Raw genomic sequence first — 26,007 nt, 5'->3', positions numbered from 1 at the left:
AATATCAAGGGTGTGAAAGAGGATGAATGAAACTATGCATTTGCCGGATAACAAAACCAAGATCGTCTGTACCATAGGCCCTGCCTCTTCCTCAGAAGAGGTGTTGAAGGAATTGATAATTGAAGGCATGAATGTGGCGCGGCTGAATTTCTCCCATGGGGACATGGAGGAGCAGCGAGAAGTGATCAGGCGGATACGCAAGATATCGGCAGAATTGAACAGGGTTGTGGCAATAATGGCAGACCTGCCGGGGCCCAAGATAAGGGTAGGTACTTTTGAGAAGGAGCCTGTATTCCTCAAAAAGGGGGAGAAAGTTATCCTCACATCGCGGGATGTCATAGGGACTGAGTCGCTCATCCCGGTTAACTATGACCGGTTATCGCACAGTGTACAGGCCGGCAAACCAATTTATCTCAATGACGGTTTCATACAATTGCAGTGTACGGGCACAGAAGGTGAAGATGTCTATTGTGATGTGGTTGTGGGCGGGCCCCTGTCATCCAACAAGGGCCTGAACCTCCCCGGCGCTCGTATATTCATTGATCCTGTCACACAAAGGGATCTGGAAATAGTTGATTTTGCACTTGATGAAGGCCTGCATATCTTCGGTGTGTCTTTTATCGAATCAGGAGAAGACATAAGGAAACTGCGCGACCACGCGACAAGGAGGGGGAATGAAATATTCATTGTCTCCAAGATCGAACGGGAAAAGGCTGTCAGGAACATTGACAGTATAATGATGGAAAGTGATGGTATTATGATAGCACGTGGGGATCTGGGTGTGGAGATTCCCATACAGGATGTGCCTATCGTCCAGAAGGATATCATACATAAGGCCAACCTTCTCAGCAAACCTGTGATCACGGCGACCCAGATGCTTGAGTCCATGATAGAGAATATACGCCCCACAAGAGCGGAAGCCACAGATGTTGCAAACGCTATCATTGACGGCACTGATGCTATCATGTTATCTGCAGAGACCGCTGTAGGCAAATACCCGGTAGAGACTGTCCGGATAATGGTGAAGATAGCAAGATCCACTGAGGCATGGCGAAGCAATACAAAAGAAGGTCTCACTCTCATGAAAAAGGCTCTGAACCGGATGAGCCCGGGTGTAGAGGACATGATATCCATGCAGGTAAATGATGCGTTGCAGGTCCTTCCGGTCAGATATGTGGTGACTCCCACGGTTTCAGGGAAGACTGCAAGGAATGTTTCCCGCTTCAGGCCGGACAAGTGGATACTTGCATTCAGCCGTAATTCTCAGACATGTGAGCAACTGGCACTTCAATACGCTGTCCATCCCACGTTTGTCAGTGAACTGAAGGATGATTGGGAGGATATGGTCATCGATTATCTGAAGAAATCCGGGGCAGCGGGTGTGGGTGATATGTTCATTCTGACACAGGGACAGCCTTCCGGGCGAGGTCGGCCGGGGGGTACTAATCTGCTCAAGTTTATTCATGTAGAATAACAACAATTACCGGATGCATAATATAATATGCACTCCCACTTTCCTTTTTTTATTCTAATCAACTTATATACACAATTATATTTATATATGGATATAGCTATCCTACAAGTTGATAGTAACGCGTAGGAGTCTCATGTCTCTTACCATCACAAGAGTTGCATACTGTAATGAAGCTACATTCAATAGTCGCCCGGTTTTCCTTACTTCTGATGCTCTTTGGCCTTCTTTTCCTGCCAATTGCATCGTGTGAAGAAAATGTTTATGTGATAGGGATACTTTCCCACAGAGGTCCGGACCATTCCCTGAACACGCTGGCCAAAACGGCAGAATACCTCTCCGATGAGGTTCCGGAATGTACTTTTGAGATACTGCCTCTGGATTATGATGAGGTATTTGATGCAGTAAGCAATGAGGAAGTTGATTTTGTCCTGACAGACCCCTTCCTGTATGTGGAACTGGAATCCACTTACGGGATTAACAGGATAGCTACCTTGAAGAACCGTTGGGATGGTAACGCCTACACAGAATATGGCGGAGTTATCATTACCAAATCTGATAACACTAATATCAACGAGCTCAGTGACCTTCAGGGTAAGTCGCTGATGGCAGTGGATGAGCATTCATTCGGAGGGTTCTGGATAGCTGTGCGAACCATGGAGCAGAGCGGTATCGATCATAGAAGGGATTTCAGCCACATTTCCTTTGGGAAAACACATGATGCTGTAGTTTATGCTGTGATGAGCGGGAATGTCGATGCAGGTATCATCAGGACTGATGTGCTGGAGCGGCTTGAAGCGGAAGGAAGGATAAACCTTTCAGAGTTCAAGGTGATCAATCAGCAACATGTGGAAGGCTTTCCTTTCCTGCTCAGCACGGAGCTCTATCCCGAATGGGCATTCTCAAAAGCGAGTACTACATCCCTTGATCTTTCAGAAGAGGTAGCAATTGCGTTGCTCAGTATGCCCTCTGATAATATTGCGGCACAGTCCGGTAATTACGCAGGCTGGACTATCCCTCTTGATTATGCGCCAGTGCATGATCTCATGAGAGAATTGCGCCTGGGTCCTTATGAGAACTACGGCAGAGTCTCCCTGAATGATGCAATGACACAGCACTGGTACTGGGTGGTCCTCTTCTCCATGCTGCTCGTTCTGATTGTCACGTATGACCGCCTGACAACAGAGAAGATCAAAAAGGCAGAACTTGAAAGGTCTAACAAACTCAAGGACCTCTTTACGGATATAATGCGGCATGACCTCCTGAACCCGGCCGGAGCTATCAAAGGTTTCAATGATGTGTTATACTTCAAAGAAGAGGACGAAGAGAAAAGAAAGATCATTAAAACGATCGACCGGCAAACCGACAAGCTGATATCCATGATCGACTCCGCCGCAAAGCTTGCAAGACTTGAATCGTCCCATGAACTGGAGCTGAACAGGAATGATCTGGGTGCTATAATAAGAAATGTAGCTGAAAGCTTTGATCATAGCCTGATGGAAAAAAACATCACAATGGAGCTTGTAACTCCTGGTAAATATCCTTCAAGAGTAAATGAGATAATAGAAGAGGTATTCTCAAACCTTATGTCCAATGCTATTAAATACAGTCCTGAGGGAAGCAGAATCAAGGTGGAAGTAGTCGATGCGGGAGCCTACTGGAAGGTTCATGTCATCGATAATGGGGATGGTGTTACTGATGAGAACAAATCCCGAATATTTGAGCGCTTTACAAGGGCTGACAGGAAAGGTATAAAGGGATCAGGTCTTGGACTTGCTATCGTCAAGAGGATAATCGATCTTCATAACGGCTTTGTTGGCGTGAACGACAATCCGGAAGGAAAAGGTTCCGTGTTCTGGGTCGCCCTCAAAAAATGTGATCCTGGTGCAGCCATACATTAATCTGCCTTTCTGAGGACAATGGACCCATCGCGCATGCGTACTTCTATATACTTTTCCTTTTCAGGTTCAAGCTCATACTTGTTGTACAGAGCAGCATCTATCCTGCCGGCTGCCATTATTTTGTGCATCAGTGCAGCGTCCTCTCTTCCCATCCTGACCTTTCCGACAGGGGGATTTGTTTTAACTCTGCTTCTTGAATATATTGTACCACCTGTCATCCCTGCACCGATGTAGCCCTTAGCATCCTTAAAGGCAAGAAGACCGCGTTTCATATAGGCGCCTGCAAACTCTCCGACGCTGCCAAGAATAGCTACCGTCCCTCCATTAAGGTGCGATCCGGTGTTCATACCGGCGTTACCGTTCACTATTATCATACCTTCGCGCATGAGTACACCTGTACCATTATGTGCATTCCCTTCTACGCGGATAGTCATGGAGGCGGCGCAACGTGCTCCTATGGTTCCCCTGAGGATGCCATCGTTGAGTAAAAGTGTCCTGTCATCTGGGTTGTAGCTGTTTGACACAAGGACGTCTTTTCCAGGGCCGTTGCATACAATGTCTGTTATGGAGCGGAACTTACGATAGCTTTGAATATCTGGCCTGACTTCAATGATATTTCCTAATGGCTCGCTGATACTGCCCGCTACATAGAGTGTGCCTGCAACCATTCCCATGGCAGCTTCAGGCCTGATATTCCCGTCCACAAATATCCTGCCAGCACTTTCCACATTACCGCTCCCGCCCAGGTGCTGCAGGTCAGCCCCTGCGCTATAGGCAAAGTTCCTGCCGACATTCCCTGTTATCTTAACATCTTTTCCGTTTTTCAGTGCCATTACAAGGTCCCGATAGCTCAGTTTGGTATCTTTCTGAAAAGGGATTATACTATCAGGATCTAATGACTTGTTATGCCAGTAAAAATTGAAAGTATAGTCCAGCAGGTAGTCTGCACTAGCTGTTAATTCTATTTTGACAGGCATGTTACTTTATCCATGTATCAGCTTTGGAAGGCATTGTGTACATACCCATATGCTTTCCATCTTGTGCCTGGCAGGCATAAGGTATGCTTTTTCCTCTCCGCAGCCGCAACTGAAGCATTGAATGGATGTATCGGTCTTCTTAGGTTGTGCATGGGCTTTTTCAGGATTGAATTCAAGGGTATGTCTCTGCTCTACGGTAATTGCCCCAACAGGGCATAGTCCTATACAAAACCCCATTCCATCACAGAGATCATCAGAAACCACCTTTGCTTTGCCATTGACAAGCTCTATTGCTCCCTCTGCACATGGTGATATGCATTTTCCGCATCCTGTGCATTTCTCTTCATCGATTTTGACTATTGATCTTTTAACCATGTTTAACTCCCCAGAACACTCAGTGGTGTGTTCCCATAACCAGTTTTATATTTGCATTGGTAATAGTCCTTTTTATCTCTTCGATATGAGGGCACTCAGGGTAATTATCCATCTGCATGCAGGAACTAAGATGAATAACATCCACTCTATGTTTCAGGAGGGATTTTACCAGCCTGTGGACCCTGCGCCCTGAGCATCCACCGCATGTGAAAAATGCTATCATCTCGGCATTCTGATCGTAGTCCCTGAAATATACTGTACGTCTGTTGAAAGCCTTGAGGCAACCGACACCGGGACATGTCTCTGATACAATATCACATCTTATTACTGCTATTTTTGTTGCAGGTTCAATATCTCCTATAACATCAGCTCCGCTATTAAGAAGTTTGATACATTAAATAAAAGCAGGGAAACTTTCCCCGGAAAATAATTTATGACTTATAAGCCGATCTCTTTTTTGAAGCTATCAATGCCCATCTCATCGATAACTCTGCCCAGGCGATGCTTTGAACCGTTGGTCTTGCAGAAGCTGATTATCTTATCAACAAGCTGGAGTACTTCATCCTCAGACAATTCATCTGCTATGACATCAGCAAGTCTTGGTTTGATAGCTGCGTTACCTCCAACCATAAGTGTGTATCCTTTTGGAGTGCCCATGACTCCGATATCCTTTATGGCAGGTTCTGAACATGAGTTCGCACATCCGGAAACAGCCATCTTGAATTTGGATGGAAGCGGCATTCCGTGATATTTCTCGTCAAGTTTGAGCCCAAGGCCGACAGCGTCCTGTTGTCCGCGCTTGCAGAATGTAGTACCCGGACATATCTTTATACTCCTGACACAAATACCTATGGCAGCGCCTGGTTTAATTCCAAGTTCCTTCCATGCATTATCGAGATCCTCTTCCTTCAATCCTACAATCGCAATTCTCTGGGATGAAGTTACCTTCAATGTTGCAGCGTTATACTTCTCCGCAACATCTGCAATCTTACGAAGTTGTTGAGCTGAAACAATTCCACCCGGTGTGTGTGGTGCAATAGCATACGTTTCCTTATCTCTTTGCAGGATAGCTCCTTTTTCAAGTAGGTCTTTTGACATATTAATTCACTCCTTCATCCAAAATAACTTATGAACATACAGGTATACCATGCAGGGACATATATATCCGGTAGTTTCTAATTGGATACTATGAAAGACTGTACTATATACAAAACAGTTGATATAATCGGAAAAAAATGGTCTCTCTGTATCCTTCTTGAACTGTACAAGGGTGAACAAAAGCAGAAGCGCTTCAATGAGCTCAAGACCCGGCTTCAGGATGTTACCCCCAAAACACTATCTTTAAGGCTGAAAGAACTTGAGGAACAGGGATTTGTCAGAAAGGTGGTAGATAACTCATCAGTTCCTATCAAGTGCGAGTATTCCCTGACAGAAAGCGGCGAAGAGTTCCTTAATATCATCCAGAACATCAAGAAATGGGGTCTGAAGTGGAAATTCGAGAATGATGAATGTGAGAACTCCAACTGCAAGTTATGCCAGCTATGATCAGGCAGCGTGTCAAATAACCCTGTAAAATATGTATTAAGTAAAAGTTTAAGTAAAAGGATGAGTTACTCTGGATTGTGATCTTATGGTTAAACAGTTAAGAAGGCTCAAACATGACAGGGTGATTGCAGGCGTGTGCAGTGGTGTTGGGGAATACCTTGGTGTTGACCCTGTAGTCATAAGGCTGCTTGTAGCCGCTGCAACTTTAATGGGTTTTGGGTCAGGCCTGCTTGTCTACCTGATTGCATGGGTCATCATACCGGAAGAATAATATGGGCTTCCTGACTACATTTGCCTGCAGAAGGTTTCAGGACATTCTTTCCGGTTTTTGAGTTACAAAAGCCATAAATAGACAGTTGTTGATTTATAACTGGGGACAAATAAGCAGTTTCCAGCAAACTGGATACGGGCGGGCGGTATGTTGTGAATAACCTTCAAAAATGCTTCTGTTGTTTCTGGTGATATCATTGTGTTTCATAATGGAGACCGGATACATGGGGACAATGATACCGGACCACAGACGGACACTGCCGGCTCACTTGATAAACTGCAGGAAGTCCTGGGGTAGATAGTTGATGGTCTCAAGCAGCGCCTTTGTGAATGGGGCATGTATCCCGGAGGAGACGGAAAGTCTGATGTTACTGGTAGATGACCCTGATTCTTCTTCAGGCAGTTTCATTCACTGGTCAGTCTGGATCATGCAACCTGGATTGAAGGCAGGAGAGACCCGTTTTCCGGGAGTAATAGGGACTAGTAGTTACGGGGGGCTATATATGGTAGTCCTTGTCCTTCTGCGGGAATACACCAATATCGTTTTAAGGTATTTGCACTTGATACGGAGATTGATCTGCCAGGCGGTTCGGGAATAAAGCAGGTCGAAAAGTTAATGCAGGGTCATACATTGGCGCAGGGACAGTTAACAGGTAGATATGGCAGAGCTTAAGGTACGATATTATTTCGAGAGGATTGATTCATGCAAAAGAATTTAAGATCTGATGCCGTGGGAATTGTTTCACAGGCCATCGCTGCTGTGAATCCATATGCATGTATTCAGCGGTCTGTGCAGAGGAAAGGCGATATCTTACATATTGGAAGCAGATCCTATGACATTTCCTTATATACTAATATTTACGTAGTTGCTTTTGGAAAAGCTTCTACATCTATGTCTGCTGCTCTTGAGGATATACTTGGTGAGAAAATTTCTGAAGGCTACGCTATAACCAAATATGGCTTTGCAGGTTCTCTTAATAAAATAATAGTAATGGAAGCAGGCCATCCTATACCTGATGACAATGGAGTTCTTGCGGCAAAGAAAATACGCGATTTTCTTGAGAGGACTGGTCCGAAAGACCTTATATTCTTCCTGATCTCAGGCGGTGGCTCGGCGCTTATGACCCTCCCGCGCAAAGGCATTGCCCTTACAGATATTATCAATCTCACGGATAAGCTTCTTCGGGTCGGAGCTACCATCGATGAAATAAACACTGTACGAAAACATCTTTCTGCAGTAAAGGGTGGAGGACTTGCGAAAATTGCATACCCTTCCGAATCAGTGAGTCTCATCCTCTCAGATGTTGTAGGCGATTCCCTGGATGTCATAGCCTCTGGACCGACTGTTCCCGACAGGTCAACATTTGATGATTTCCAGGAAATAGTGCTCAGATATGGCCTGCAATTATCCTCAGCAGTCCAGGGTTTGCTGGAAGACGGACTTGAAGGTGTAATAGAGGATACTCCCAAGTTGGAAGGTCCCATGTTTGAGAAATGCTACAACTATCTCGTAGGCAATAATCTCCTTGCACTTGAGGAAGCTACGAAAAAAGCGAATGAGCTTGGCTATAATACTCTGCTGCTGACATCCTCACTTGCGGGTGAGGCAAAAGAGGTTGCAAAGGTAATCGCCTCCATAGCAAAGGAAGAAAGGGCAAATGCAGTACCGCTACCTTTGCCGGTATGTATCCTTGCAGGCGGGGAACCGACTGTTACTATCAGGGGCAGGGGTAAGGGCGGAAGATGCCAGGAACTGGCCCTTTCTTTTGCTATAGAGGTTGAGGGCCTGGAAAACATGCTGCTTCTTGCAGCTGCAACAGATGGGAATGACGGTCCGACAGATGCAGCCGGTGCTTTTGCAGATGGTGACACTGTTGACAAAGGACAAGATGTGCAAATGGAAGCCAGGGTCATGCTGCAGCACAACAATTCTTACCAGTTCTTCAAGGAAACGGAGGATCTGTTTATTACCGGTCCTACAGGGACTAATGTAATGGATATATATGTCCTGCTTGTACAAGGGGACACTTGATCTTGTTATTTCTCATATCTCTATGTCCACACTATATACCTTTTCAGGATTCTCCTTATGGATCTTCCAGAAGATATCCTCTCCATATTGCTCTGCAAGTTTGAGTGTCCTTTTCGGGATTGTCTTTGGCCCCAGTACAGCTCCCGGCCTCTCCGGATCATCGATGTAATCTGTTTCCATCATAAACCGGGTACCCTGCTGCAAGGCTTCTTCAATGGCTCCCTTCCCTGCAAGCACCCCGGGGAATATCCCGAGTCTCTCGCACACGCTGACCAACGGCGGAGCGTAGTGTTTGACAACCCTGTGCAGTTTAATTCCTGTCTTTGTGGCTCGCTCCGTTATATCAACAAGTTCCGGCTCCCCCACGCTCTCCGTGTGTAGCTGGACAGCGCAATCCAGATCGGCTGCAAGGGAAAATGCGTGTTCCATTATCTCGTTCGATGCGTTCCAGACATCCTCAGGAACCGGGTAATGAGGTCTGCCGCTCTTAAGGCCCACGGCAAGGCCTTTTTCCACATAACCTGCTGCAATGTCAAGTCCACCTTTCATGGTCTCTTTTGCTCTTTCAAGGTCCATGTATTCGAGGAGTTTACTTATTTCTGCAGGGTGTACTCCAAGCACAGGGAAAGATGTGACACCTGTCTGGTTTATCTGCCGGGATATATCTATGGTCTCTTCAAAAACAGCTACCTGGTCCTCAGGTTTTGTGATTTTTATTCCCAGGGTCCAGCTTGGCTTCATGACAAGGAAGATATGTGTGCCGCCTGCATCCTGGAACTCCTTAACTGCTTTGAGTCCCCTGGCTCTGGGGTCAATATGCATGTGTTCGTCTGTTATGGGGAACGGGGCGGGTGTCTTCATCAGTTAAAAATCGTTCTTATTAAAAATAACCCTGTTGCCTGCAGGGCAGTTTCAGTTCTTTTTGAAACGCATGTGAAAATCTCCGTAAAATATACCCAAGGCTTAAGAATCAGATATGCATTAAGGGGGTCGGTGAAATTTATATGGCCAAGAAAGCAGCAGTAATTAACGGAGACGGAGTAGGTCCCGAACTGGTCGATGCGATGCTGAAAGTAGCGGAGGCTGCAAATACAGGTGTCGAATTCATTAGGTGTGATGCTGGTGCCACATGGTGGGAAAAGCACGGCGGTAACTCTCTTATTCCGGATGGAACGTGGGATGTACTAAATGAGGCTGATGCATGCTATAAAGGTCCGACAACGACTCCGGGAGTGGTCGGGGCACCAAGGAGTGTAGCAGTTTCCATCAGGCAGAAGTACAATCTCTATGCCAACGTAAGGCCCATAAAGACGTTCCCAAACACCCCAAGGCCTCTTGGTGATGTTGACTTTGTATGCGTCAGGGAAGGTACTGAAGGTCTTTACATTGGTGAGGAGGTAAGGCTCACAGACGATGTAGCTATAGCCATCAGGAAGATTACCCGCACATCAAGCTCCAAGGTTGCGAAGTATGCTTTCCAGGAAGCAAAGAGAAGGAATTTTGATACAGTCGTAGCTATTCACAAGAGCAATATCCTCAGGCGCACATGCGGTCTTTTCCTTGAAGAAGTGGAGAAGGCAGGCAAGGAAAATGAAGATATCGAACTCTGGGAGTATCACATTGACAACATTGCCCAGCAGCTCATAAAGAATCCCCAGTTGTTTAACAACAAGGTCCTGCTCTCAACAAATCTGTTCATGGATGTGATCAGCGAGGAATGCTCGGCACTTGTGGGCAGTATCGGTCTTATCTATTCTGCGAACATAGGCGACGATTATGCAATGTTTGAACCGGCACATGGCTCCGTGCCAAAGTACGCAGGCCAGGACAAGGTCAACCCTGTTGCCACTGTGCTCGCAGGTGCATGGATGCTTGACTATCTGGGCGAAAAAGAGCAGTCAAAGGCAATCTTCAGCGCTACCGAGAAGGTAATTACCGAAGGCAAGTACCTCACCTACGATCTTGGCGGTAATGCTAAGATGAGTGAGATGACTGATGCCATTGTCAGATATGTAGAAGCAGAGATGAAATAATCTCCTGCTTCAATCTTTTAAAAATGATGGCGGTCCTTACTCCGCCATTCCATTAAGGGCCTCTGAATACCAATACTTTTTCTGCTGGTGTATCGGTTCAGTCCAGACCATGGATATGCGGGTCTTTGCGCGGCTTGCTCAAAGGCGCTTCCGGGATACTATCCTCCTCTTCCTGCCGGTGCATGTCTTTGCTGACCAGGGGATTGAACATGAAATACTTCTTGACGTATGCAAGGATCTCTTCATCGGAAATACAGGAAACCCTTTTATCATCATTATATAGTTTCTGGATATCCATCTGTATGTCCCTGAGCCGCTTGTCGCTCTTTCCTATCTCTATCTGTACGTCCATCAGCTCATTAAGCGTCTCCTGAACTTTATATCTGAGAACCTCGATACCCGATGAATCGCCTATAAGGAAAGTTCTTTTTCCTCCCACGATCTCAGGAGGGTAGGGCTCATAGGTGAAGGGGTTCTTGATGACACCTGCTGTGTGGATACCTGACTCGTGGGCAAAAACATTGTTACCGACCACCGACTTGTTTCGTGGTATCCTGATACCTATCTCCTTTTCCATGAACTTGCCAAACTCCACAAGGCACTCCAGATTGTACTTATCAAAGCCTTCGATACGCCTCATCAAAAAGAGCAGAATCTTTTCCATCTCTGCGTTGCCCGCTCTCTCCCCTATACCGAGGAAAGTGACGTTGGACCAGTTTGCACCATGCCAGTATCCTGCAATGGAGTTGGGAACCGCAAGTCCGAAATCATCATGACAATGAGTCTCGATATTCTTCACATTAAGTTCGTTCTTTAGGTGCTTGATAATGGTTGGAAAGCCATAGGGCTCATCAACGCCTTCAAAGGGCACTCCAAACCCAATGGTGTCACATATGCGTATGGTACAGTCGGAGTCAATGTCCATTATCTGTTTGATAAGCGGGAACACGAAGTTGTAATTATCTGCACGGGTCATATCCTCGATATGCGCTCTGGTCTTAAGACCATGGTCAACTGCATACTGGAGTGCGTTAAGATATTTTTCTTCCGCAGCTTCACGGCTCTTCAGCCCCATCTTGTCAAAGATGTGTGGATCAGATACGGACATGAGGATGCCTGTTTCCTCTATTCCGTCAACTCCAAGGACCATGTCGATATCTGCAGGGTTTGCACGGGCCCAGCCTGTTATCTGCGGGAACTCATATCCCTGATCCTGCATGAGCTTTATGGCCTTCCTGTCCCTTTCATTGTAGACAAATGCCTCCAGTTTCTCAATGCCGATCCTGTGCAGATATTCATATATCTTTACTTTGTGCTGGCTTTTTATAACTATACCCGGCATCTGGGCGCCATCGCGTATCGTACTGTCACTGATAGAGACTTCCTGCCCATGCGGCAGTTTAATCTTTGGAAGGTCATCGTAGTCCCTGTATATTTTCATAATTTTCCTCCTCCTTAGAGTAAGTTCCTTAGTTCCCGGAATAAGCGACTTTCTCTAGAAACGGCAGGATATTTGTTGGTCTGAGCAACGACTGTTTTAACTCCGGGTAAACGTACGTTATTCAATAACCAGTTCGTTTTAATAGACAACCTAATACTTAAAATCCTTTCCTTTCATAGGGTTATGGTAGGTTTACATTTTTAAATAGGTAAACTAACCTTATATCTTTATAATTTAAAGTGGTAACAGGTTAATTATGTGGAGTCTACTGCTCAAAAAGTTCGAAAAACATCCTGCGCAACAGAAGGTCCTCCGACTAATGTTCGAGCGCGGCTTCCAGGTTAACAATGAAGGAAAAGTCACTTCCGGCAAAATCGAGATCGCGCATACCCAGCTTGCAAAAGAAGCAGGTGTTGACAGGCGCGTTGTTGACTCAACGACTGAAGTCATACTTGGTGATGATCTCCTGAGGAATATTTTCCAGAATGTAAAATCCATTCCTCTCCTGCGTGAAGTTGCTCCTCTGCTTGGCCTTGGTGTCATTATAATTACTCCTGATGATGCAGCTCATACCGGAATAATAGCTGACGTGTCAGCTGTGATTGCGCGCCACAAGATCAGCATCAGACAGGCTGTCTCGGATGATCCGTTCTTCACTGCGGAACCTCGCCTGACAATAATCACTGATGCAAAGGTACCGGGAAGTATCGTTGAAGAGCTCCTGGCCCTGGATACAGTTAAAGGCGTGAGTATTTACTGAAAGACTTTCCGGGCTGTCAGAGCACAGCCTTTGCAAAAGCTGTGAACACACCGAAAATGTGTTTGGAGTTGGCAGGGTTTAGCATTTTTTTGATCACAATGGATGGATGGTCCATGTCCCCGTAGGCTGTAATGGTTTCGAGAATCGAAGGCTTGTTCATTGAGGCAAGCAACTTGTTCATCTCAGTATCACTGAGTCTTCCCATGAAATCATGGATCTTCATCCCGATGGCAAGCTCCCTCCCCAGTTTTGCCCTCCACCTCCGGTCGTATTCTGCAAGCCGGTCAGCCGAAGTGTCGTTCTCAAGCGCTGCTGATGCTGCTACTTCACCAGCTATCTTTGCACATGCTGCACCAGTGTATATCCCGCCGCCCGAGGTGGGTTTGACCTGCCCTGCCGCATCTCCCACAATTAGTGTCCCTTCCGCATAGGTTTTACTTAAGGGCCCCAGGGGTATTCCTCCCACCACAAAGTCAAGCATTCCTCCGCTGTACCTGGATGAAACATGATTGTTATTTCTCAGCAGTTTTCCAAGGTAGTCCTGGGCACATTGTGAATCTTCACAATCTATTGCTAACCCAATGCGGGCTATTTCCTCGCTTACAGGGACAGCCCAGCCAAAGAAGCCCGGAGCCTGCGAGCCGACGAACAGTTCCACGAAATTCGGGTCAGCACTCCTGTATGGAGCTTCTATCTGTATGCCCGGGAGGACTTTTCTCACCTTCCCAAGTCCTGCCATCCTTGCGATGCCACTGCGTACTCCATCGGCTCCAATGACAACTTTAGTTTCCAGCTGCAGGCTAACTCCATTCCTTATTACTGACAGGATCTGCTTATCGCCCGCATTCTCAAGGCCAACTGCCCGGGTGTTCATCCATATATCAGCCCCGGCTTCAAGGGCCATAGTAGTGAGGGTGCGGTCAAATATTTTCCTTGAGATCACGTAAGCCTTTGTCTCTTTGCCATCTATGGGAAGACAGTTACCATCCATAGAATGCACAAAAGCACCGCGGACCTTGTTCAGCACAAAGTTCTCCGAAGGTTTGACATCGCACTCTTCCAGTGCCCTCTTGCTGAGAAGCCCTGTACAGCCCACCGGTGATCCGATGAATGCATGTTCCTCTATCATCAGCACACTTGCTCCGTGCTGAACAGCATACCTGGCTGCAGTGGATCCCACGGGTCCTGCTCCCACAACAATAACATCATAATCTGTCTTCATTTTCTTACTCATCCATTACAACTTTAAGCAGGTCGCTAAATCTGTTGAGTATAAGGTCTGGATTCTCTTTGATAGGTGCTCTGTCCCTGTCGGAGTTCCTGTCGCCATACACTGCATAAGCCGCCATCATCCCGAGCTGCTTGGAAGGCGCGATGTCGCGTCTTAAACTATCGCCGACAAAAAGTGTCTCATGGGGCTTTAACCCCATAGCATCTAATGCATGTGCAAATGTCTTGTGGGAGGGTTTCTTCCAGCCGGTTATATCATAGGTGAAAAGGGAGTCAAAGAGTGAATAAAGTCCTACTTTTTCAAGCCTTGCTCTTGCATTGCGCATCTCGGCATCTGTAAGGAGGCCAAGCAGGAGATTTCTTGATCGAAGTTCCAGAAGGGTGCTCTCAACGTCAGGGTACAGCTCAACTGACCTGATCTTCTCTTCTTCATATATCCTGCAACAGTCAAGAAAGATATCCTGCGAAAAACAGTCATTGTCTGTCAGGTAATCGCTGATGTTTTCGACATTTTCAAATCCGTGGATCTCTCTGCGGAAATAATTGAATAGCTCATGAGCATCGCCTCTTCCCAGATGATCAACAATAGATGTGCAGGCAAGGATCTTAGCATGGACAAAGTCAAAAAGAGTGTTATCCATATCAAAAATGATGCCTCTTATTATAGTTTGTTCCCTCCATTCAACTCTTTTCGGGTGTCCTCAAATATACAATACTTGGCGGGTATATATTTAACGTGTTCCTTACAAGTATCCTGACAGACAACATATTTATAAATATAACCAGTATAATTATTACCTGCATAGTAATATATCTCTAAAGGAGGACTGCATGGTTACTTCAAACACTTTAAATCGGTTGGGGACACGTGGCCCAAATGAACAGATTCATGAGCCAGTCAGTGAAACCACCTTCATAGATGAAAGAGAAGGTTTTCATTCTCCATGTGGACAGGCTTTTATTCGTGTCCCTGCATCTAAACACAATAACAGACATTCATTATAGCACACAGTTTTTTATTATTGCCGTGAGAAAGCTTCAGGAAAATGCTAATTGCTTTTGTATATCCTTTACTGTTGGATCATTCCTATAAGAAACAAAAGGTTGAGGAAGGTTTGTTTTTATTTCATCAGATATAACTACTATATGTACACGTCTTGACAACCTCAACCAACCGAATTTTCAGATGATGTGTACTGACCACTGAAGCACCTCTCGCAGGTGCTTCAAAAACCCTTTTGCATATGCCTAAAAGGGGATGCGGTTTCTTTCATTTCATCTATACTTTGTGTCGATGTGCTGTAATCCTGTTCTTGTATTTCTACATATTACTTTGCAGTGCTTCGCATGTCCAGAATCTCTGACCTGTCCCTGTAATATTTAAAAAGTTCCTCTCCCCACTGCAAGGCCTTTGGCCTGGAGCTGACAATAATGCGGTTTGTGTATCTTCCATTCCTATCCATGAGAGAGAGAGACAGCAGTCTGTCAGTGACTGTAATGCTCACAGGTCTGATATTCTCTCGATATATGTAGATATGCGAGCGACCTGTCTTAAAAAGAGCTTCTATTTCCTTTTCATAATCTTTCCTCATAGATAGGGATAGAGGATTCTCACTGGGCATATCCTCAATATCCTTGATCATGTCTTCCTGCAGGATATCATAAACCTGTTCGGTCATTATTACATTTACTTTAATTCCCTTTTCCAGGTAACTGGAAAATGGCAAAAAGTAGGAGGGATGATACACGGAAATGAATGCAGATAACTTACTGGAACCGCTTATTCTTTTGAGTATTTCCTCCTGTTGCTCGAATATGCTTGGAATGTCTGGCTCCAGAATTTCGCATTGTTCCAGTTCCCCTATTCTGTAAAGCAATTCTCTGGGTATGGGGCTTAAGTCGTGGTCTGACCAGTATTCCAATCTCTCCTCGTGGACATTGAGGCTCATCAGAAGTTTTTGCATGTTCTCGACAATAGCTTCTCCGGTCGGGGTAAGGGAATATATGTCATTCTCATAGGTAACGAGGTTCCACTCAAGCAGTTTCTTTATCTGGGGAATCATAGATTTCCATGGGAAATTGAAATACTCTCTTATTTCTTCTTTAGTCTTTGCTCCTCCCTTTAAAAATAACAAAAGATCTTTCCTTTTCTCAGAAAGGAATATTGTGTCAAGTAAAGAACACTTCATTACAACCCCTCTTATCTATTTCGCTTTTTATGGATATAAACTATTCCGAAAGCTATCTGTTGATGCGTTACCTTGCATCCTTTTTGTGTAGTAATAAAGTTCAGTAGAATTATCAAGTAATTGGAATATGATCGCATCAGTCTTTAACACGTGCCTGCAAAAACGAAGTATTGAATGGCATTTTGATTGGTTAATATTAAAAAATACTGTTTAGGTTGCTTCCGAATGACCTCTGCACTCTATAGGTATACACAAGGTTTCCCACTGTGCGGACTATGGGACCAGATGAGGAATCTTATTAGTGCGGCAATTTCAAGAAGGTTGGATGAGTTTACTCCCGAATGTTCTCCTTGTCAAAGGTACAAATAATAGGACTAAGCTGTTAATATAATCGGATAATTAATATAATGACGCGCTTCAAAGTCATTATAATTTCATGTTGCTTCCGTAAACGCTGTTACCCATTAAATTTAATCAGGTTCATGTTAAGTAACATAAAGACTAATTGTTTATTGTGGGCCTGGGAGTATGCGCTCGGGTTATCCATAGAAATCACCGATTGTGGCGTTGGGGAATGTTGCAGAATGGAAATGTGAGGCATCTGGAAGCTTGATGGTGAAGGATGCCTCGACTACCTCCTATATTTATTATTACACCATATTTTTATGGACTTGTATGAGGAGAGCATTTACTGTAGAATTCAATGTATTTCTTTCACGGACCTGCCGGGACTCGAACCCGGGTTCTAAGCTCCGGAGGCTTAAGTGATATCCGCTACACTACAGGTCCGTCTTGAAAATGTGTGGGATGTTTCATGGATACACCTCATTGATAATAAATCTGCTGTCGATATGGGATGTGTGTCGGTATTGTTAAGTATCAGGAAGTTCAATCTGGCTTCACAATTGTGATACAGCTAAGGTTCCACAAAAGTATTGTATTCAAAAGTGATTACAAATGAAGATCAAGCTCCCCTCAGGAATAACAGAACAGATATGTTCTGAACCTATCTCCGTAGAAGGGCTGCTCAGGCAACTGGGTATCAGCCAGAGCGAAGTGCTTGTGGTAATGAATGGTGAGGTGATTCCTGAAGACAGGGTTCTGGACAATGGGGCCGAGATTCGCATCATTCATGTGGTTTTCGGAGGCTAAATTTCTATTACTCCCTTTTTTCATTTACTTCCTTTTTGGATTCACTTTCCATTGTAGCAGTAAGGTATGCAGAATCAGCAGGCTGTATTTCGGCTATTCTCTCCCCACCTGAGTAGATGTTCATCCTTTTTCCTCTGACAAACCCTACAACTGTCAGACCACGCGCTTTTGAAATATCGACTGCAAGCGTAGTCGTGGCACCTCTTGATACTATGATGGGTATATTTGCCACCAGGCATTTCCTGACCATCTCAGAGGATATGCGTCCGGAACATATCACATAGGTGCCTGAAAGATTAATGCCTTGCTCAAGTGCGTATCCGATGGCCCTGTCAAGTGCATTATGCCTGCCGATGTCCTCGATGACCTGTATCTTTCCGCCAGGCCCATAGAGTGCCACGACATGGATACCTCCTGTCCTTACATGTAATTCGGAATCAAGTGCCTCTCTGACAGCAGCTCCGATGTCCTGTGCACTAATGAAAAGTTTGGAATTTATCTGAGGAAGCTTCTCTATATCCAGGAACGACATACTGCCGCCGCATCCGCTAAGGACGGTTTTATGTGACATGAGTATCTTGAACGGGTTCCTTGTAAGGACATCGGCGGTGTTACCTTCTATTCTGATGGATTCTATCTCTTCAATATCTTTGATGATACGTTCGGTGTAAAGGAAGCCCGTCACAAATTCCCTTAGCATCACCGGGCTTGTCATGGCTGTAAGGGCATGTCGTCCATTAACGTTTACTGCAAGGGGCATCTCTTCAATGACCGGGTGCATCTCCTGTGAGAATGACTCTCCTTCTCCTTTAATGCAGGGAATTTCTTTAAAGATGTTACAACCTCCGTGTAAGTTCATCAAGGGTATCCAGTAACAGGTCGATCTCTTCTTCGGTATTGTACAGGTATAGACTCACCCGGACGGTCCCGCCGGGAAGCCCAAGATAATTCATCAGTGGCTGACAGCAGTGTTCTCCTGAACGGGTCATGATCGAAGAGGCCTCGTCGAGTATGTGGGAAACTTCATGGGGATGCATACCTTCTATATTGAAAGAGACGACGCCTATTCTGTCCTTATCATTTTCAGGCCCGTAGATGTGCACATGTTCCAGTGAGGCAAGTCCCGTGAGGAGCTTGAGGGTAAGTTGCTCCTCATGTTTTTTTATGTCATTCATGCCTGCCTTCTCCAGATATTCTGCAGCTCCTCCAAGGCCTATCATCCCCGCTATGTGCGGTGTTCCGGCTTCATGGCGCTGGTAGCCTTCTGCAAGCGTATATTCCTCAATTGAGACGCTTTCTATCATCCCTCCTCCTACAAGGAGAGGGCTGATGTCGTCATCCTTCATCCAGAGTATTCCTGTGCCTGTGGGACCGAGCATCTTGTGTCCTGAAAAGCAGAAATAATCGCAGCCGATATCCATGACGTTAACCGGCAGGTGCGGTGCTGACTGAGCGCCGTCGACGAGTAACCTGGTGTCATGTTCTTCGCATATGGCAGCAATTTCCTTCACCGGCAGGATAGTGCCAAGTACATTGGATGCATGGGAAACGGCTACAAGGCGCGTATTGTCATTAATTGCAAGTTCAAAGTCCGAAAGGTCGAACGTGCCGTCAGATTGTGGCAAAATCACTTCCATCCCAACTCCTTTTTGACGAAGACGCATCCATGGAAGGAAATTGGAATGATGCTCTATGACAGTTGTCACGACACTGTCGCCTTTGCTCCATTTAAGGCCGTATGCTACCATATTGATAGCTTCAGTGGTGTTTTTTGCAAGCACTGTAGTGCCTGCATCAGCTCCTATGAAATGTGCTACCTTCTGGTGCGCATTAAAGTATTTCTGCGAGGCGATGCTGGTCAGCCTGTGCACCCCCCTTCCCACGTTTGCCCTGTACATCCTCTCAAATTCATTCATTATATCAATGACAGGTTCAGGTATGAGGCTGGTAGCTGCATTATCGAAATAGATGACATCATTAAGAAGCGGAAAATCCTTTCTGAGCTCAATGTTTCTCAAAGCGGCCACCCTCTATTGATGTGATGCCGGAACAAATTTCTTTGAAGGCACGGCTTAACCGGTATCGTGACCACCGCACCTGTCTCCCTCAGCTCGTAACTGCGTACATATACGGCAGACCCTGGGCACAATATCGGTAACACGCTTTTCTTTGATATCCAGGGCCAGTTGGCTTATGGACTCCTTTACATCATCTTCGAAAACTATTCGATAGCCTCTTTTCTTGGAAAGGTATTGTGAGACTGCAGAAGGCGCCATGTCCAGTTCCCTGGCTATTTCCTGTTGCGTAAGGCCGCAGTTTGCAAGCTCTTCGGCAATTGATGCCCTGATGGCAGGCAGAACATCCCATACAACCTTTTCACAGGGTAGTTTCATGATTCAGTCTCCCATCTTTCATTTACTTGAATGTGTGTCTCCCGGATAGTTTTCACAATTGTGGATTGAGTTCATGGCTTAAAGTATTTTTCGGCTTTGAGTTTTTTGTGATTTAGAATTAAAGCATAAAGTTATAGAGGTATTTAACTTGAATATGATATTTCAGAAAACATTCGAGGCACTCTTCGCCTGGAAAATGTCCGCAAAATACCTCGTGACTCCGTGCCTGATGGCAGAGGTTTGCATGAAGGGAACAGATTTCATGAGCAGATCAGCAGAGTGAAGGCAATTATCACTGATCTGGAAGCTGAACACCTATGGCCTGTCATGGGAAAAGATCAGGTGTCTTGCAGACTCATTCCAGAAAATAGCCGGGAAATATGAGCTCCAAATTATTTAACTCCGCCAAAAACGTCTGCTCCTTGACTTTGGGATCAAGTTTTTCTGCTTTGAGGGGGAAGAGTAGGTCATGCTAACTGAAGTTGAACTTGAACGCTATGCAAGGCAGGTCATGCTCTTTGGTAAGGACGGTCAGGAGCGTCTGAAGAAATCCCGGGTCTTCATAGCAGGTGCAGGGGGTCTTGGGTGTCCGGTGGCACTCTACCTTGCAGCGGCAGGAGTGGGTTATCTCAGGATAGTGGACAAGGACTTTGTAGAACGTTCCAACCTGAACAGGCAGGTGCTTCACTGGGAGCAGGACATCGGAAAAGAGAAGGTCATGTCTGTTGAAGAGAAACTGCTTGCTATCAACCCGCATATTGAGATAGAAGCATTATGCCAGGTCATAGACCAAACAAACGTTTCTGAACTTGTCGGTGACGCAGACCTGATCGTAGATGCTATGGACAACTATCCGACACGCTACCTGCTCAACCGTACAGCACATGAGAAAAATATTCCGCTAATCCATGGTGCAATACGAGGTTTTGACGGCCAGGCAACAACTGTGATTCCTGGGAAGTCTGCATGTCTTAGCTGTATCTTTCCCTGTGCTCCGCCGGCAGAGGTATTCCCGGTAGTGGGAGTGACCCCTGGTATTATCGGCATGATACAGGCCAACGAGGTTATCAAATACCTGGTGGGGACAGGCAAACTGCTCACGGATCGCCTTCTTATATGGAATGGCCTCCTGGCTGAGATGGACACTTTAAGGTTCGGCAGACGCTTTGACTGTGAAGTATGTGGGCATGGCTCTTCAGATGTATAAAAATCGGGTTATTTGATATCGAGCATTCTCTGGATAGCCATGCGTGCCCTTTCTGCAACATCTTCAGGCACTGTTATTCTGGGCGTGAGAGTTTCAAGGGATTTGTGTACTTTTTGGAGATCCGTTTTTTTCATAGTCGCACAGATTGCACCGGAAGATAACGGGTAGCAGGACTTGTCCGGACAGTCCTTTTCCATCCGGTGCAGTATCCCTACCTCGGTTCCTATAATGAACTCCTTGCTGTCGCTTGAGCACACATGCTTTATCATTCCGGATGTGGAGAATACGTGGTCTGCAAGGTCAATGACCTCCGGCCTGCACTCAGGGTGGACAAGCAATTCTGCCCCAGGATGCGCTTCCCTGGCATGCATTACATCATCGGAAGTTATCCTGTCATGTACGAAACAGAAACCTTCCCATGGAAGTATCTCCTTGTCCGTGAATCTGGCTACATAACGTCCAAGGTTCCTGTCCGGAACGAAAAGGACTTGTTTCTCTTTAAGTGACTCCACGACCCTCACGGCATTTGCGGAAGTGCAGCAGATGTCGCTTTCGGCTTTTACTTCGGCACTGGTGTTCACATAGCAGACAACAGCGGCTTCAGGGAATCTTTCCTTGAGGACGCACAATTCACCTGCGGTGATCATGTCTGACATAGGGCAATTGGCATCGGGTGCCGGTAAAAGCACTGTTTTATCAGGTGAGAGGACGGCTGCGGTCTCTGCCATGAAGTCAACGCCGCAAAAAACAATAACTGATGCATCCTGAGCTGCTGCTATCCTTGAAAGTTCCAGTGAATCTCCGGTGAAATCGGCTATATCCTGCACATCTGCGGTCTGGTAGTTATGTGCCAGAATGACTGCATCCTTCTCTTCTTTGAGCCTGAATATATCCTTGATTATAGATTCAGTGTCCTTTATCCTTATTTGAATATTAGCCATGAGTAATACCTTATAGAGCGATTATTTTTCTGTGCTTTTGGAATGAAGTCACATACTTTGAAAATAAATCAAAAGAAGAATTGGGTTGTTACAGAATATATTCTGTAACGAGTAGGTGATGATAGTTATTGTTTAACAATAACTATGCGTTTTTTAGTTCTGAAGTACTATCTCAATGTTGATGTCCTTTGGTACCTGGATGCGCATTAACTGCCTGAGTGCACGTTCATCGGCTGCAATGTCGATGAGTCTCTTATGGACACGCATCTCCCAGTGGTCCCATGTTGCGGTACCATCGCCGCTTGGACTCTTTCTGACCGGAACTACCATCTTTTTAGTAGGTAGTGGAACCGGCCCTGAGATACTTACTCCTGTTCTCTCTGCGATAGCTTTTACCTGATCGCAAACACCATCAAGGTTAACCGGGCTGATTCCTGATAATCTTATTCTAGCTTTCTGTGACATGTTCGTCTCCTAAAAAAGAAAAGGATAAGTGTCTTATTTCTTCTGTGTGACACTTATGCACATGCCAGCAGCAATGGTCATGCCCATATCACGGATGGCGAACCTTCCGAGCTGTGGGATTTCCTTTACTGGTTCGATTACCATTGGCCTTGTTGGCTTTATGGTAACGATTGCTGCATCTCCTGCCTTGATAAAGGTTGGATTCTCTTCCTTTACCTGGCCTGATTTTGGATCAAGTTTCTTGTTGATCGCCATCAGTGTGCATGCAGTTTGTGCAGTGTGGCAGTGGAATACTGGTGTATAACCTACTGTGATCGCGGATGGGTGCTGGAGCACAACTATCTGTGCAGTGAACTCATCTGCAACGGAAGGTGGGTTGGCCGTCGGGCCACAGACATCTCCTCTGCGGACATCGTTCTTACCTACACCTCTAACGTTCCAGCCAATGTTGTCGCCAGGTCCTGCTTGAGAAGCTTCTTCATGGTGCATCTCAATGGACTTGACTTCACCACTTACACCGCTTGGATTGAAGATGACTGTATCGCCTTTCTTCATGATACCGGTCTCAACTCTGCCAACTGGCACAGTTCCAATACCGGAGATGGTGTATGCATCCTGCACAGGAATCCTGAGAGGGAGCTTGTCTGGCTTGTCTGGTTCCTTGAGTGTGTTGAGTGACTCGAGGATGGTTTGGCCTGTATACCATGGAGTGTTTGCACTCTTTGTTGACATGTTGTCGCCAGCGAAAGCGGATGTTGGAATAAATGGAATTTCGCTTGCCTTGAACCCGACCATTCCGAGAAGCTGACTGACATCTTTCTTGACCTGCTCGTACCTCTCCTGGCTGTAGTTTGCAGCGTCCATCTTGTTGACAGCAATGATCAGTTGGTTGATACCGAGGGTCCTGGACAGGAACACGTGTTCCTTGGTCTGGGACATTACACCATCAGGTGCAGCGACTACAAGGATAGCTGCGTCTGCCTGGGATGCACCGGTGATCATGTTCTTGACGAAGTCACGGTGACCTGGGCAGTCCACGACTGTAAAGTAGTATTTGTCAGTGTCAAATCTTCTGTGGGCGATATCGATGGTGATACCTCTCTCACGCTCTTCCTTGAGTGAGTCCATGACCCATGCGAAAGCGAAGGATTCCTTTCCTTTCTCTTTTGCTTCTGCTTTATATTTCTCGATCATGTGAGCAGGAACTGCTCCTGTTTCGAACATCAGTCTTCCGACAAGGGTAGACTTGCCGTGGTCAATGTGACCGATGACTGCCAAATTCATGTGTGGTTTGTCAGATGCCATTTTCATATCTCCTATATTCGATTATTAATACTCTAATTTGATTTTGACCTAATAGACGTTTACACGTTTAAACCTTTCTGACGAAAAAGGTTTGCAGCAAATGCTGCAACCTCTGTCATCACTGGCTCAGGTAGTCAGATGCTTGCGGAAGCTCCTTCTTCAGTCCTTTCCTCTGTCTTATGGAACCAATGATTTCGGTCGTCAGGCTTGCCGGGAGTGTCTCAAATCCTGCGAACTCGGTGCTCCACATCGCACGTCCTTCTGTTGCAGATCTGATGTCTCCGGCGAATCCAAACAATTCGGCTACCGGTGATTTGGATTCGATGACCGTCATGTCGCCTTCAGAGGTCATGTTTAATATGATACCGCGGCGGCCTTGGATCTCCTTGGTTGCTCCTCCCATATGGTCCTGTGGTACATGGATGAATACTTTCTGATATGGTTCCAGAAGCGTGTCGTCAGCCATAAGCATTGCAGCCTGAATGGCCTGTCTTGATGCTGGGATGATCTGTGCGGGTCCTCTGTGGACTGCATCCTCGTGTAACTTTGCATCCACGAGTTTCACTTTTATACCCATGCATGGTTCTCTTGAGAGAGGTCCTGCTTTCATTACTTCCTGGAAACCCTCAAGGATAAGTTCCATGGTCTCATTGAGGTGCTGGATACCCTTGGTCATATCAAGATAGATGTTGCTTTCAAAGATATCAGTGATACTCTTTGCTTCATCTTTCTCCATACCTGCTGCCATGAGTTTTTCCCTGCGCTCTACCTCGGGCATACGCATGGATATCTCACCATTTCTGATAAGTTCCCTTACGCCTTCCTCAAGGGGCTCGACATGCACGTAGAACCGGTTGTGCCTGTTTGGTGACTTCCCTTCTACAGGGCCTGCCTGTCCACGGATTGTCTCACGGTATACCACTATCGGAGGTGTGGTTGTGATCTCTACTTTCTTGTCACGCTCTATCCTGTGCGCAATGACCTCAAGGTGCAACTCGCCCATGCCTGCCATCAGGTGCTCGCCAGTCTCTTCGTTGAGAGTGATTGAAAGTGTGGGGTCTTCCTTTGCTACCTGTCTGAGTACATCAACGAGCTTTGGAAGGTCTTTCATGTGCTTAGCTTCGACTGCTACCGTCACCACCGGTTCGCTTGCGTGCTTTATGCTTTCAAACGGTGTCATTCCGTCCAGTGTGGTTACAGTGGAGCCGACGAACGCGTCTCTCAGGCCGGTGACTGCTGCAATGTTACCTGCAGGTATAGTCTCCACTTCGAGCCTCTCCGGACCCATGAAGATACCTACCTGCTGGATCCTGTTAGTCTTTGCGGCACCAGTTACATATACTTCAAGGCCACGGGTGAGGGAACCGCTGAACAGTCTTCCTGTTGCGACTTCTCCTGCATGTGGGTCCATGGATATGTCAGTGACCATGAATGCAAGGTCTCCCTTTGCGTCCGCAGTTGCCATTGACTTTGCAATTGGTGATTGCCTGTCGCCGTGCCAGATGACATTAGTCCTGCCTTCCTGAGCCTGCAATGGGTTTGGAAGGAACCTGATGACCATGTCGTTGACCGCTTCGTGGAGCGGGCATTTGTCGGCAAGGGTCTTCATATCTCCATCGCGGCAGTAGTTATAAACATCATTGAAACTGATGCCGGTCTTCTTCATCATGGGCACACTGATGGCCCAGTTGTAAAGAGCTGAACCGAAAGCAACGGTACCTTGTGCAGCATCTACTTTCCATCCTGCCTTGTAGCGTTCCTCGTTCATACCCTTGATGAGTTTGTTAACGTGGTCAATAAGCTTTCCGAGCCTGATCTGCATTTCCTGGGAGTCTACCTTAAGTTCATTGATAAGGCGGTCTACCTTGTTAATGAACAGTACTGGCTTGACATGCTCCCTGAGAGCCTGCCTGAGCACAGTCTCTGTCTGCGGCATTGTACCTTCAACTGCATCAATGACTACAACTGCTCCGTCCACAGCGCGCATTGCACGTGTTACGTCGCCACCGAAGTCTACGTGACCGGGTGTGTCAATGAGGTTGATGAGGTAGTCCACACCATCATACTCGTGAACCATTGAGACGTTGGATGCATCAATTGTGATGCCTCTCTGTTGCTCTTCTTCATCTGAGTCCATGAAGAGCTGCCTGCCTGCAAGCTCCTTTGAGATCATGCCTGCGCCTGCCAGGAGGTTGTCAGACAAAGTGGTTTTTCCGTGGTCTATGTGTGCAACGATACCAATGTTACGTATCTTTTCTGGCTCGTTCATGAGCGCAGTCACACGCTCCACCATCTTCTTTCTTCTGCCCATATTGATTAC

The 26,007-nt window shown here is 46.1% G+C and carries 28 protein-coding genes and 1 tRNA gene; 12 read left to right on the top strand and 17 right to left on the bottom strand.

The window, feature by feature from the left end; genetic code table 11:
• Window positions 1-34 precede the first annotated feature (34 nt).
• Both pyk and QZZ22_RS12945 read left to right on the top strand, forming a co-directional pair.
• Complete coding sequence (gene pyk / locus QZZ22_RS12950; RefSeq protein WP_292465598.1) at window positions 35-1,474, top strand: pyruvate kinase; 1,440 nt, start codon at window positions 35-37, stop codon at window positions 1,472-1,474.
• A gap of 167 nt (window positions 1,475-1,641) precedes the next feature.
• Window positions 1,642-3,372 (top strand): sensor histidine kinase, encoded by a 1,731-nt coding sequence (locus QZZ22_RS12945; RefSeq protein ID WP_292465547.1) that lies wholly within the window; start codon window positions 1,642-1,644, stop codon window positions 3,370-3,372.
• Here QZZ22_RS12945 and QZZ22_RS12940 read toward each other — a convergent pair.
• The 4 genes from QZZ22_RS12940 to QZZ22_RS12925 all read right to left on the bottom strand — a co-directional run bounded on the left by QZZ22_RS12940 (window position 3,369) and on the right by QZZ22_RS12925 (window position 5,822).
• Window positions 3,369-4,349, bottom strand: coding sequence for a formylmethanofuran dehydrogenase (locus QZZ22_RS12940; RefSeq protein WP_292465546.1), 981 nt, complete (start codon window positions 4,347-4,349; stop codon window positions 3,369-3,371). The genes QZZ22_RS12945 and QZZ22_RS12940 overlap by 4 nt on opposite strands.
• 6 nt (window positions 4,350-4,355) lie before the next feature.
• Window positions 4,356-4,724 (bottom strand): 4Fe-4S dicluster-binding protein, encoded by a 369-nt coding sequence (locus tag QZZ22_RS12935; protein WP_292465544.1) that lies wholly within the window; start codon window positions 4,722-4,724, stop codon window positions 4,356-4,358.
• A gap of 19 nt (window positions 4,725-4,743) precedes the next feature.
• Window positions 4,744-5,049: a CGGC domain-containing protein gene (locus QZZ22_RS12930; protein ID WP_342765111.1), complete on the bottom strand. Its 306-nt coding sequence runs from the start codon at window positions 5,047-5,049 to the stop codon at window positions 4,744-4,746.
• Window positions 5,050-5,162: 113 nt separating this feature from the next.
• Complete coding sequence (locus tag QZZ22_RS12925; protein ID WP_292465542.1) at window positions 5,163-5,822, bottom strand: NAD(P)/FAD-dependent oxidoreductase; 660 nt, start codon at window positions 5,820-5,822, stop codon at window positions 5,163-5,165.
• A 90-nt stretch (window positions 5,823-5,912) separates the two neighbouring features.
• Between QZZ22_RS12925 and QZZ22_RS12920 the strand changes: the two genes are divergently transcribed.
• The 4 genes from QZZ22_RS12920 to QZZ22_RS12905 all read left to right on the top strand — a co-directional run bounded on the left by QZZ22_RS12920 (window position 5,913) and on the right by QZZ22_RS12905 (window position 8,571).
• On the top strand, window positions 5,913-6,269 hold the full coding sequence (locus QZZ22_RS12920) for a helix-turn-helix domain-containing protein (RefSeq protein WP_015052966.1): 357 nt from the start codon (window positions 5,913-5,915) through the stop codon (window positions 6,267-6,269).
• Between the two features lie 85 nt (window positions 6,270-6,354).
• On the top strand, window positions 6,355-6,540 hold the full coding sequence (locus tag QZZ22_RS12915) for a PspC domain-containing protein (RefSeq protein WP_292465537.1): 186 nt from the start codon (window positions 6,355-6,357) through the stop codon (window positions 6,538-6,540).
• 304 nt (window positions 6,541-6,844) lie between these two features.
• On the top strand, window positions 6,845-7,138 hold the full coding sequence (locus tag QZZ22_RS12910) for a hypothetical protein (protein ID WP_292465535.1): 294 nt from the start codon (window positions 6,845-6,847) through the stop codon (window positions 7,136-7,138).
• 104 nt (window positions 7,139-7,242) lie between these two features.
• Window positions 7,243-8,571 carry a glycerate kinase gene (locus tag QZZ22_RS12905; protein ID WP_292465533.1) on the top strand — a complete coding sequence of 443 codons (1,329 nt, stop codon included), beginning with the start codon at window positions 7,243-7,245 and terminating at the stop codon, window positions 8,569-8,571.
• Between the two features lie 12 nt (window positions 8,572-8,583).
• Here the strand turns inward: QZZ22_RS12905 and QZZ22_RS12900 are convergent, their stop codons facing one another.
• Complete coding sequence (locus QZZ22_RS12900) at window positions 8,584-9,432, bottom strand: TatD family hydrolase (RefSeq protein ID WP_292465531.1); 849 nt, start codon at window positions 9,430-9,432, stop codon at window positions 8,584-8,586.
• A 143-nt stretch (window positions 9,433-9,575) separates the two neighbouring features.
• Between QZZ22_RS12900 and QZZ22_RS12895 the strand changes: the two genes are divergently transcribed.
• A complete protein-coding gene (locus tag QZZ22_RS12895; protein ID WP_292465529.1) occupies window positions 9,576-10,604 on the top strand; it encodes an isocitrate/isopropylmalate dehydrogenase family protein in 1,029 nt (342 codons plus the stop codon).
• 97 nt (window positions 10,605-10,701) lie between these two features.
• Here the strand turns inward: QZZ22_RS12895 and QZZ22_RS12890 are convergent, their stop codons facing one another.
• The gene (locus QZZ22_RS12890) at window positions 10,702-12,045 is read right to left on the bottom strand and encodes an isopropylmalate synthase (RefSeq protein ID WP_292465528.1); all 1,344 of its coding nucleotides are present in this window, start codon (window positions 12,043-12,045) and stop codon (window positions 10,702-10,704) included.
• Window positions 12,046-12,301: 256 nt separating this feature from the next.
• On the opposite strand from QZZ22_RS12890, the gene QZZ22_RS12885 reads away from it, so the two are divergent.
• Complete coding sequence (locus tag QZZ22_RS12885; RefSeq protein ID WP_292465527.1) at window positions 12,302-12,805, top strand: amino acid-binding protein; 504 nt, start codon at window positions 12,302-12,304, stop codon at window positions 12,803-12,805.
• 16 nt (window positions 12,806-12,821) lie between these two features.
• Here QZZ22_RS12885 and QZZ22_RS12880 read toward each other — a convergent pair whose 3' ends face one another.
• From QZZ22_RS12880 to QZZ22_RS12865, 4 genes are all read right to left on the bottom strand, one after another.
• Window positions 12,822-14,027: an NAD(P)/FAD-dependent oxidoreductase gene (locus QZZ22_RS12880; protein ID WP_292465526.1), complete on the bottom strand. Its 1,206-nt coding sequence runs from the start codon at window positions 14,025-14,027 to the stop codon at window positions 12,822-12,824.
• Between the two features lie 4 nt (window positions 14,028-14,031).
• On the bottom strand, window positions 14,032-14,685 hold the full coding sequence (locus tag QZZ22_RS12875; RefSeq protein WP_292465593.1) for an HAD family hydrolase: 654 nt from the start codon (window positions 14,683-14,685) through the stop codon (window positions 14,032-14,034).
• 678 nt (window positions 14,686-15,363) lie between these two features.
• Entirely contained in the window at window positions 15,364-16,224 is an 861-nt protein-coding gene (locus QZZ22_RS12870) for a winged helix-turn-helix domain-containing protein (RefSeq protein ID WP_292465525.1), read from the bottom strand.
• Window positions 16,225-16,941: 717 nt separating this feature from the next.
• A tRNA-Arg gene (locus QZZ22_RS12865) sits at window positions 16,942-17,013 on the bottom strand.
• On the opposite strand from QZZ22_RS12865, the gene QZZ22_RS12860 reads away from it, so the two are divergent.
• A complete protein-coding gene (locus QZZ22_RS12860; protein ID WP_292465524.1) occupies window positions 16,989-17,135 on the top strand; it encodes a hypothetical protein in 147 nt (48 codons plus the stop codon). The two genes, QZZ22_RS12865 and QZZ22_RS12860, sit on opposite strands and share 25 nt — an antisense overlap.
• Before the next feature lie 46 nt (window positions 17,136-17,181).
• Complete coding sequence (locus QZZ22_RS12855) at window positions 17,182-17,376, top strand: MoaD/ThiS family protein (protein WP_292465523.1); 195 nt, start codon at window positions 17,182-17,184, stop codon at window positions 17,374-17,376.
• Window positions 17,377-17,383: 7 nt separating this feature from the next.
• Here QZZ22_RS12855 and fdhD read toward each other — a convergent pair whose 3' ends face one another.
• The 3 genes from fdhD to QZZ22_RS12840 are packed head-to-tail and all read right to left on the bottom strand — an operon-like array spanning window position 17,384 to window position 19,769.
• Window positions 17,384-18,235, bottom strand: coding sequence for a formate dehydrogenase accessory sulfurtransferase FdhD (gene fdhD, locus QZZ22_RS12850; protein WP_292465522.1), 852 nt, complete (start codon window positions 18,233-18,235; stop codon window positions 17,384-17,386).
• Window positions 18,213-19,403 (bottom strand): cysteine desulfurase, encoded by a 1,191-nt coding sequence (locus QZZ22_RS12845; protein WP_292465521.1) that lies wholly within the window; start codon window positions 19,401-19,403, stop codon window positions 18,213-18,215. Before QZZ22_RS12845 ends, fdhD begins: the two co-directional genes overlap by 23 nt.
• 45 nt (window positions 19,404-19,448) lie before the next feature.
• Window positions 19,449-19,769, bottom strand: a complete 321-nt coding sequence (locus tag QZZ22_RS12840; protein ID WP_292465520.1) for a winged helix-turn-helix transcriptional regulator — start codon at window positions 19,767-19,769, stop codon at window positions 19,449-19,451.
• Window positions 19,770-19,923: 154 nt separating this feature from the next.
• On the opposite strand from QZZ22_RS12840, the gene QZZ22_RS12835 reads away from it, so the two are divergent.
• Both QZZ22_RS12835 and QZZ22_RS12830 read left to right on the top strand, forming a co-directional pair.
• Complete coding sequence (locus tag QZZ22_RS12835) at window positions 19,924-20,052, top strand: hypothetical protein (RefSeq protein ID WP_292465519.1); 129 nt, start codon at window positions 19,924-19,926, stop codon at window positions 20,050-20,052.
• Between the two features lie 186 nt (window positions 20,053-20,238).
• Window positions 20,239-20,976: a HesA/MoeB/ThiF family protein gene (locus QZZ22_RS12830; protein WP_292465517.1), complete on the top strand. Its 738-nt coding sequence runs from the start codon at window positions 20,239-20,241 to the stop codon at window positions 20,974-20,976.
• Window positions 20,977-20,984: 8 nt separating this feature from the next.
• Here the strand turns inward: QZZ22_RS12830 and nadA are convergent, their stop codons facing one another.
• From nadA to QZZ22_RS12810, 4 genes are all read right to left on the bottom strand, one after another.
• Window positions 20,985-21,917, bottom strand: a complete 933-nt coding sequence (gene nadA / locus QZZ22_RS12825; protein WP_292465515.1) for a quinolinate synthase NadA — start codon at window positions 21,915-21,917, stop codon at window positions 20,985-20,987.
• Window positions 21,918-22,070: 153 nt separating this feature from the next.
• Window positions 22,071-22,382, bottom strand: coding sequence for a 30S ribosomal protein S10 (gene rpsJ / locus QZZ22_RS12820; RefSeq protein ID WP_292465513.1), 312 nt, complete (start codon window positions 22,380-22,382; stop codon window positions 22,071-22,073).
• Window positions 22,383-22,415: 33 nt separating this feature from the next.
• Window positions 22,416-23,687: a translation elongation factor EF-1 subunit alpha gene (gene tuf, locus QZZ22_RS12815; protein WP_292465512.1), complete on the bottom strand. Its 1,272-nt coding sequence runs from the start codon at window positions 23,685-23,687 to the stop codon at window positions 22,416-22,418.
• A gap of 118 nt (window positions 23,688-23,805) precedes the next feature.
• Window positions 23,806-25,998 carry an elongation factor EF-2 gene (locus QZZ22_RS12810; protein WP_292465511.1) on the bottom strand — a complete coding sequence of 731 codons (2,193 nt, stop codon included), beginning with the start codon at window positions 25,996-25,998 and terminating at the stop codon, window positions 23,806-23,808.
• Window positions 25,999-26,007 lie beyond the last annotated feature (9 nt).

It is taken from the genome of Methanolobus sp. (assembly GCF_016278365.1).
In the GTDB taxonomy this organism is placed as follows: domain Archaea; phylum Halobacteriota; class Methanosarcinia; order Methanosarcinales; family Methanosarcinaceae; genus Methanolobus.
Note: the sequence above shows the minus strand (reverse complement) of the source record. Positions and strands in the feature narration are given on the sequence as shown.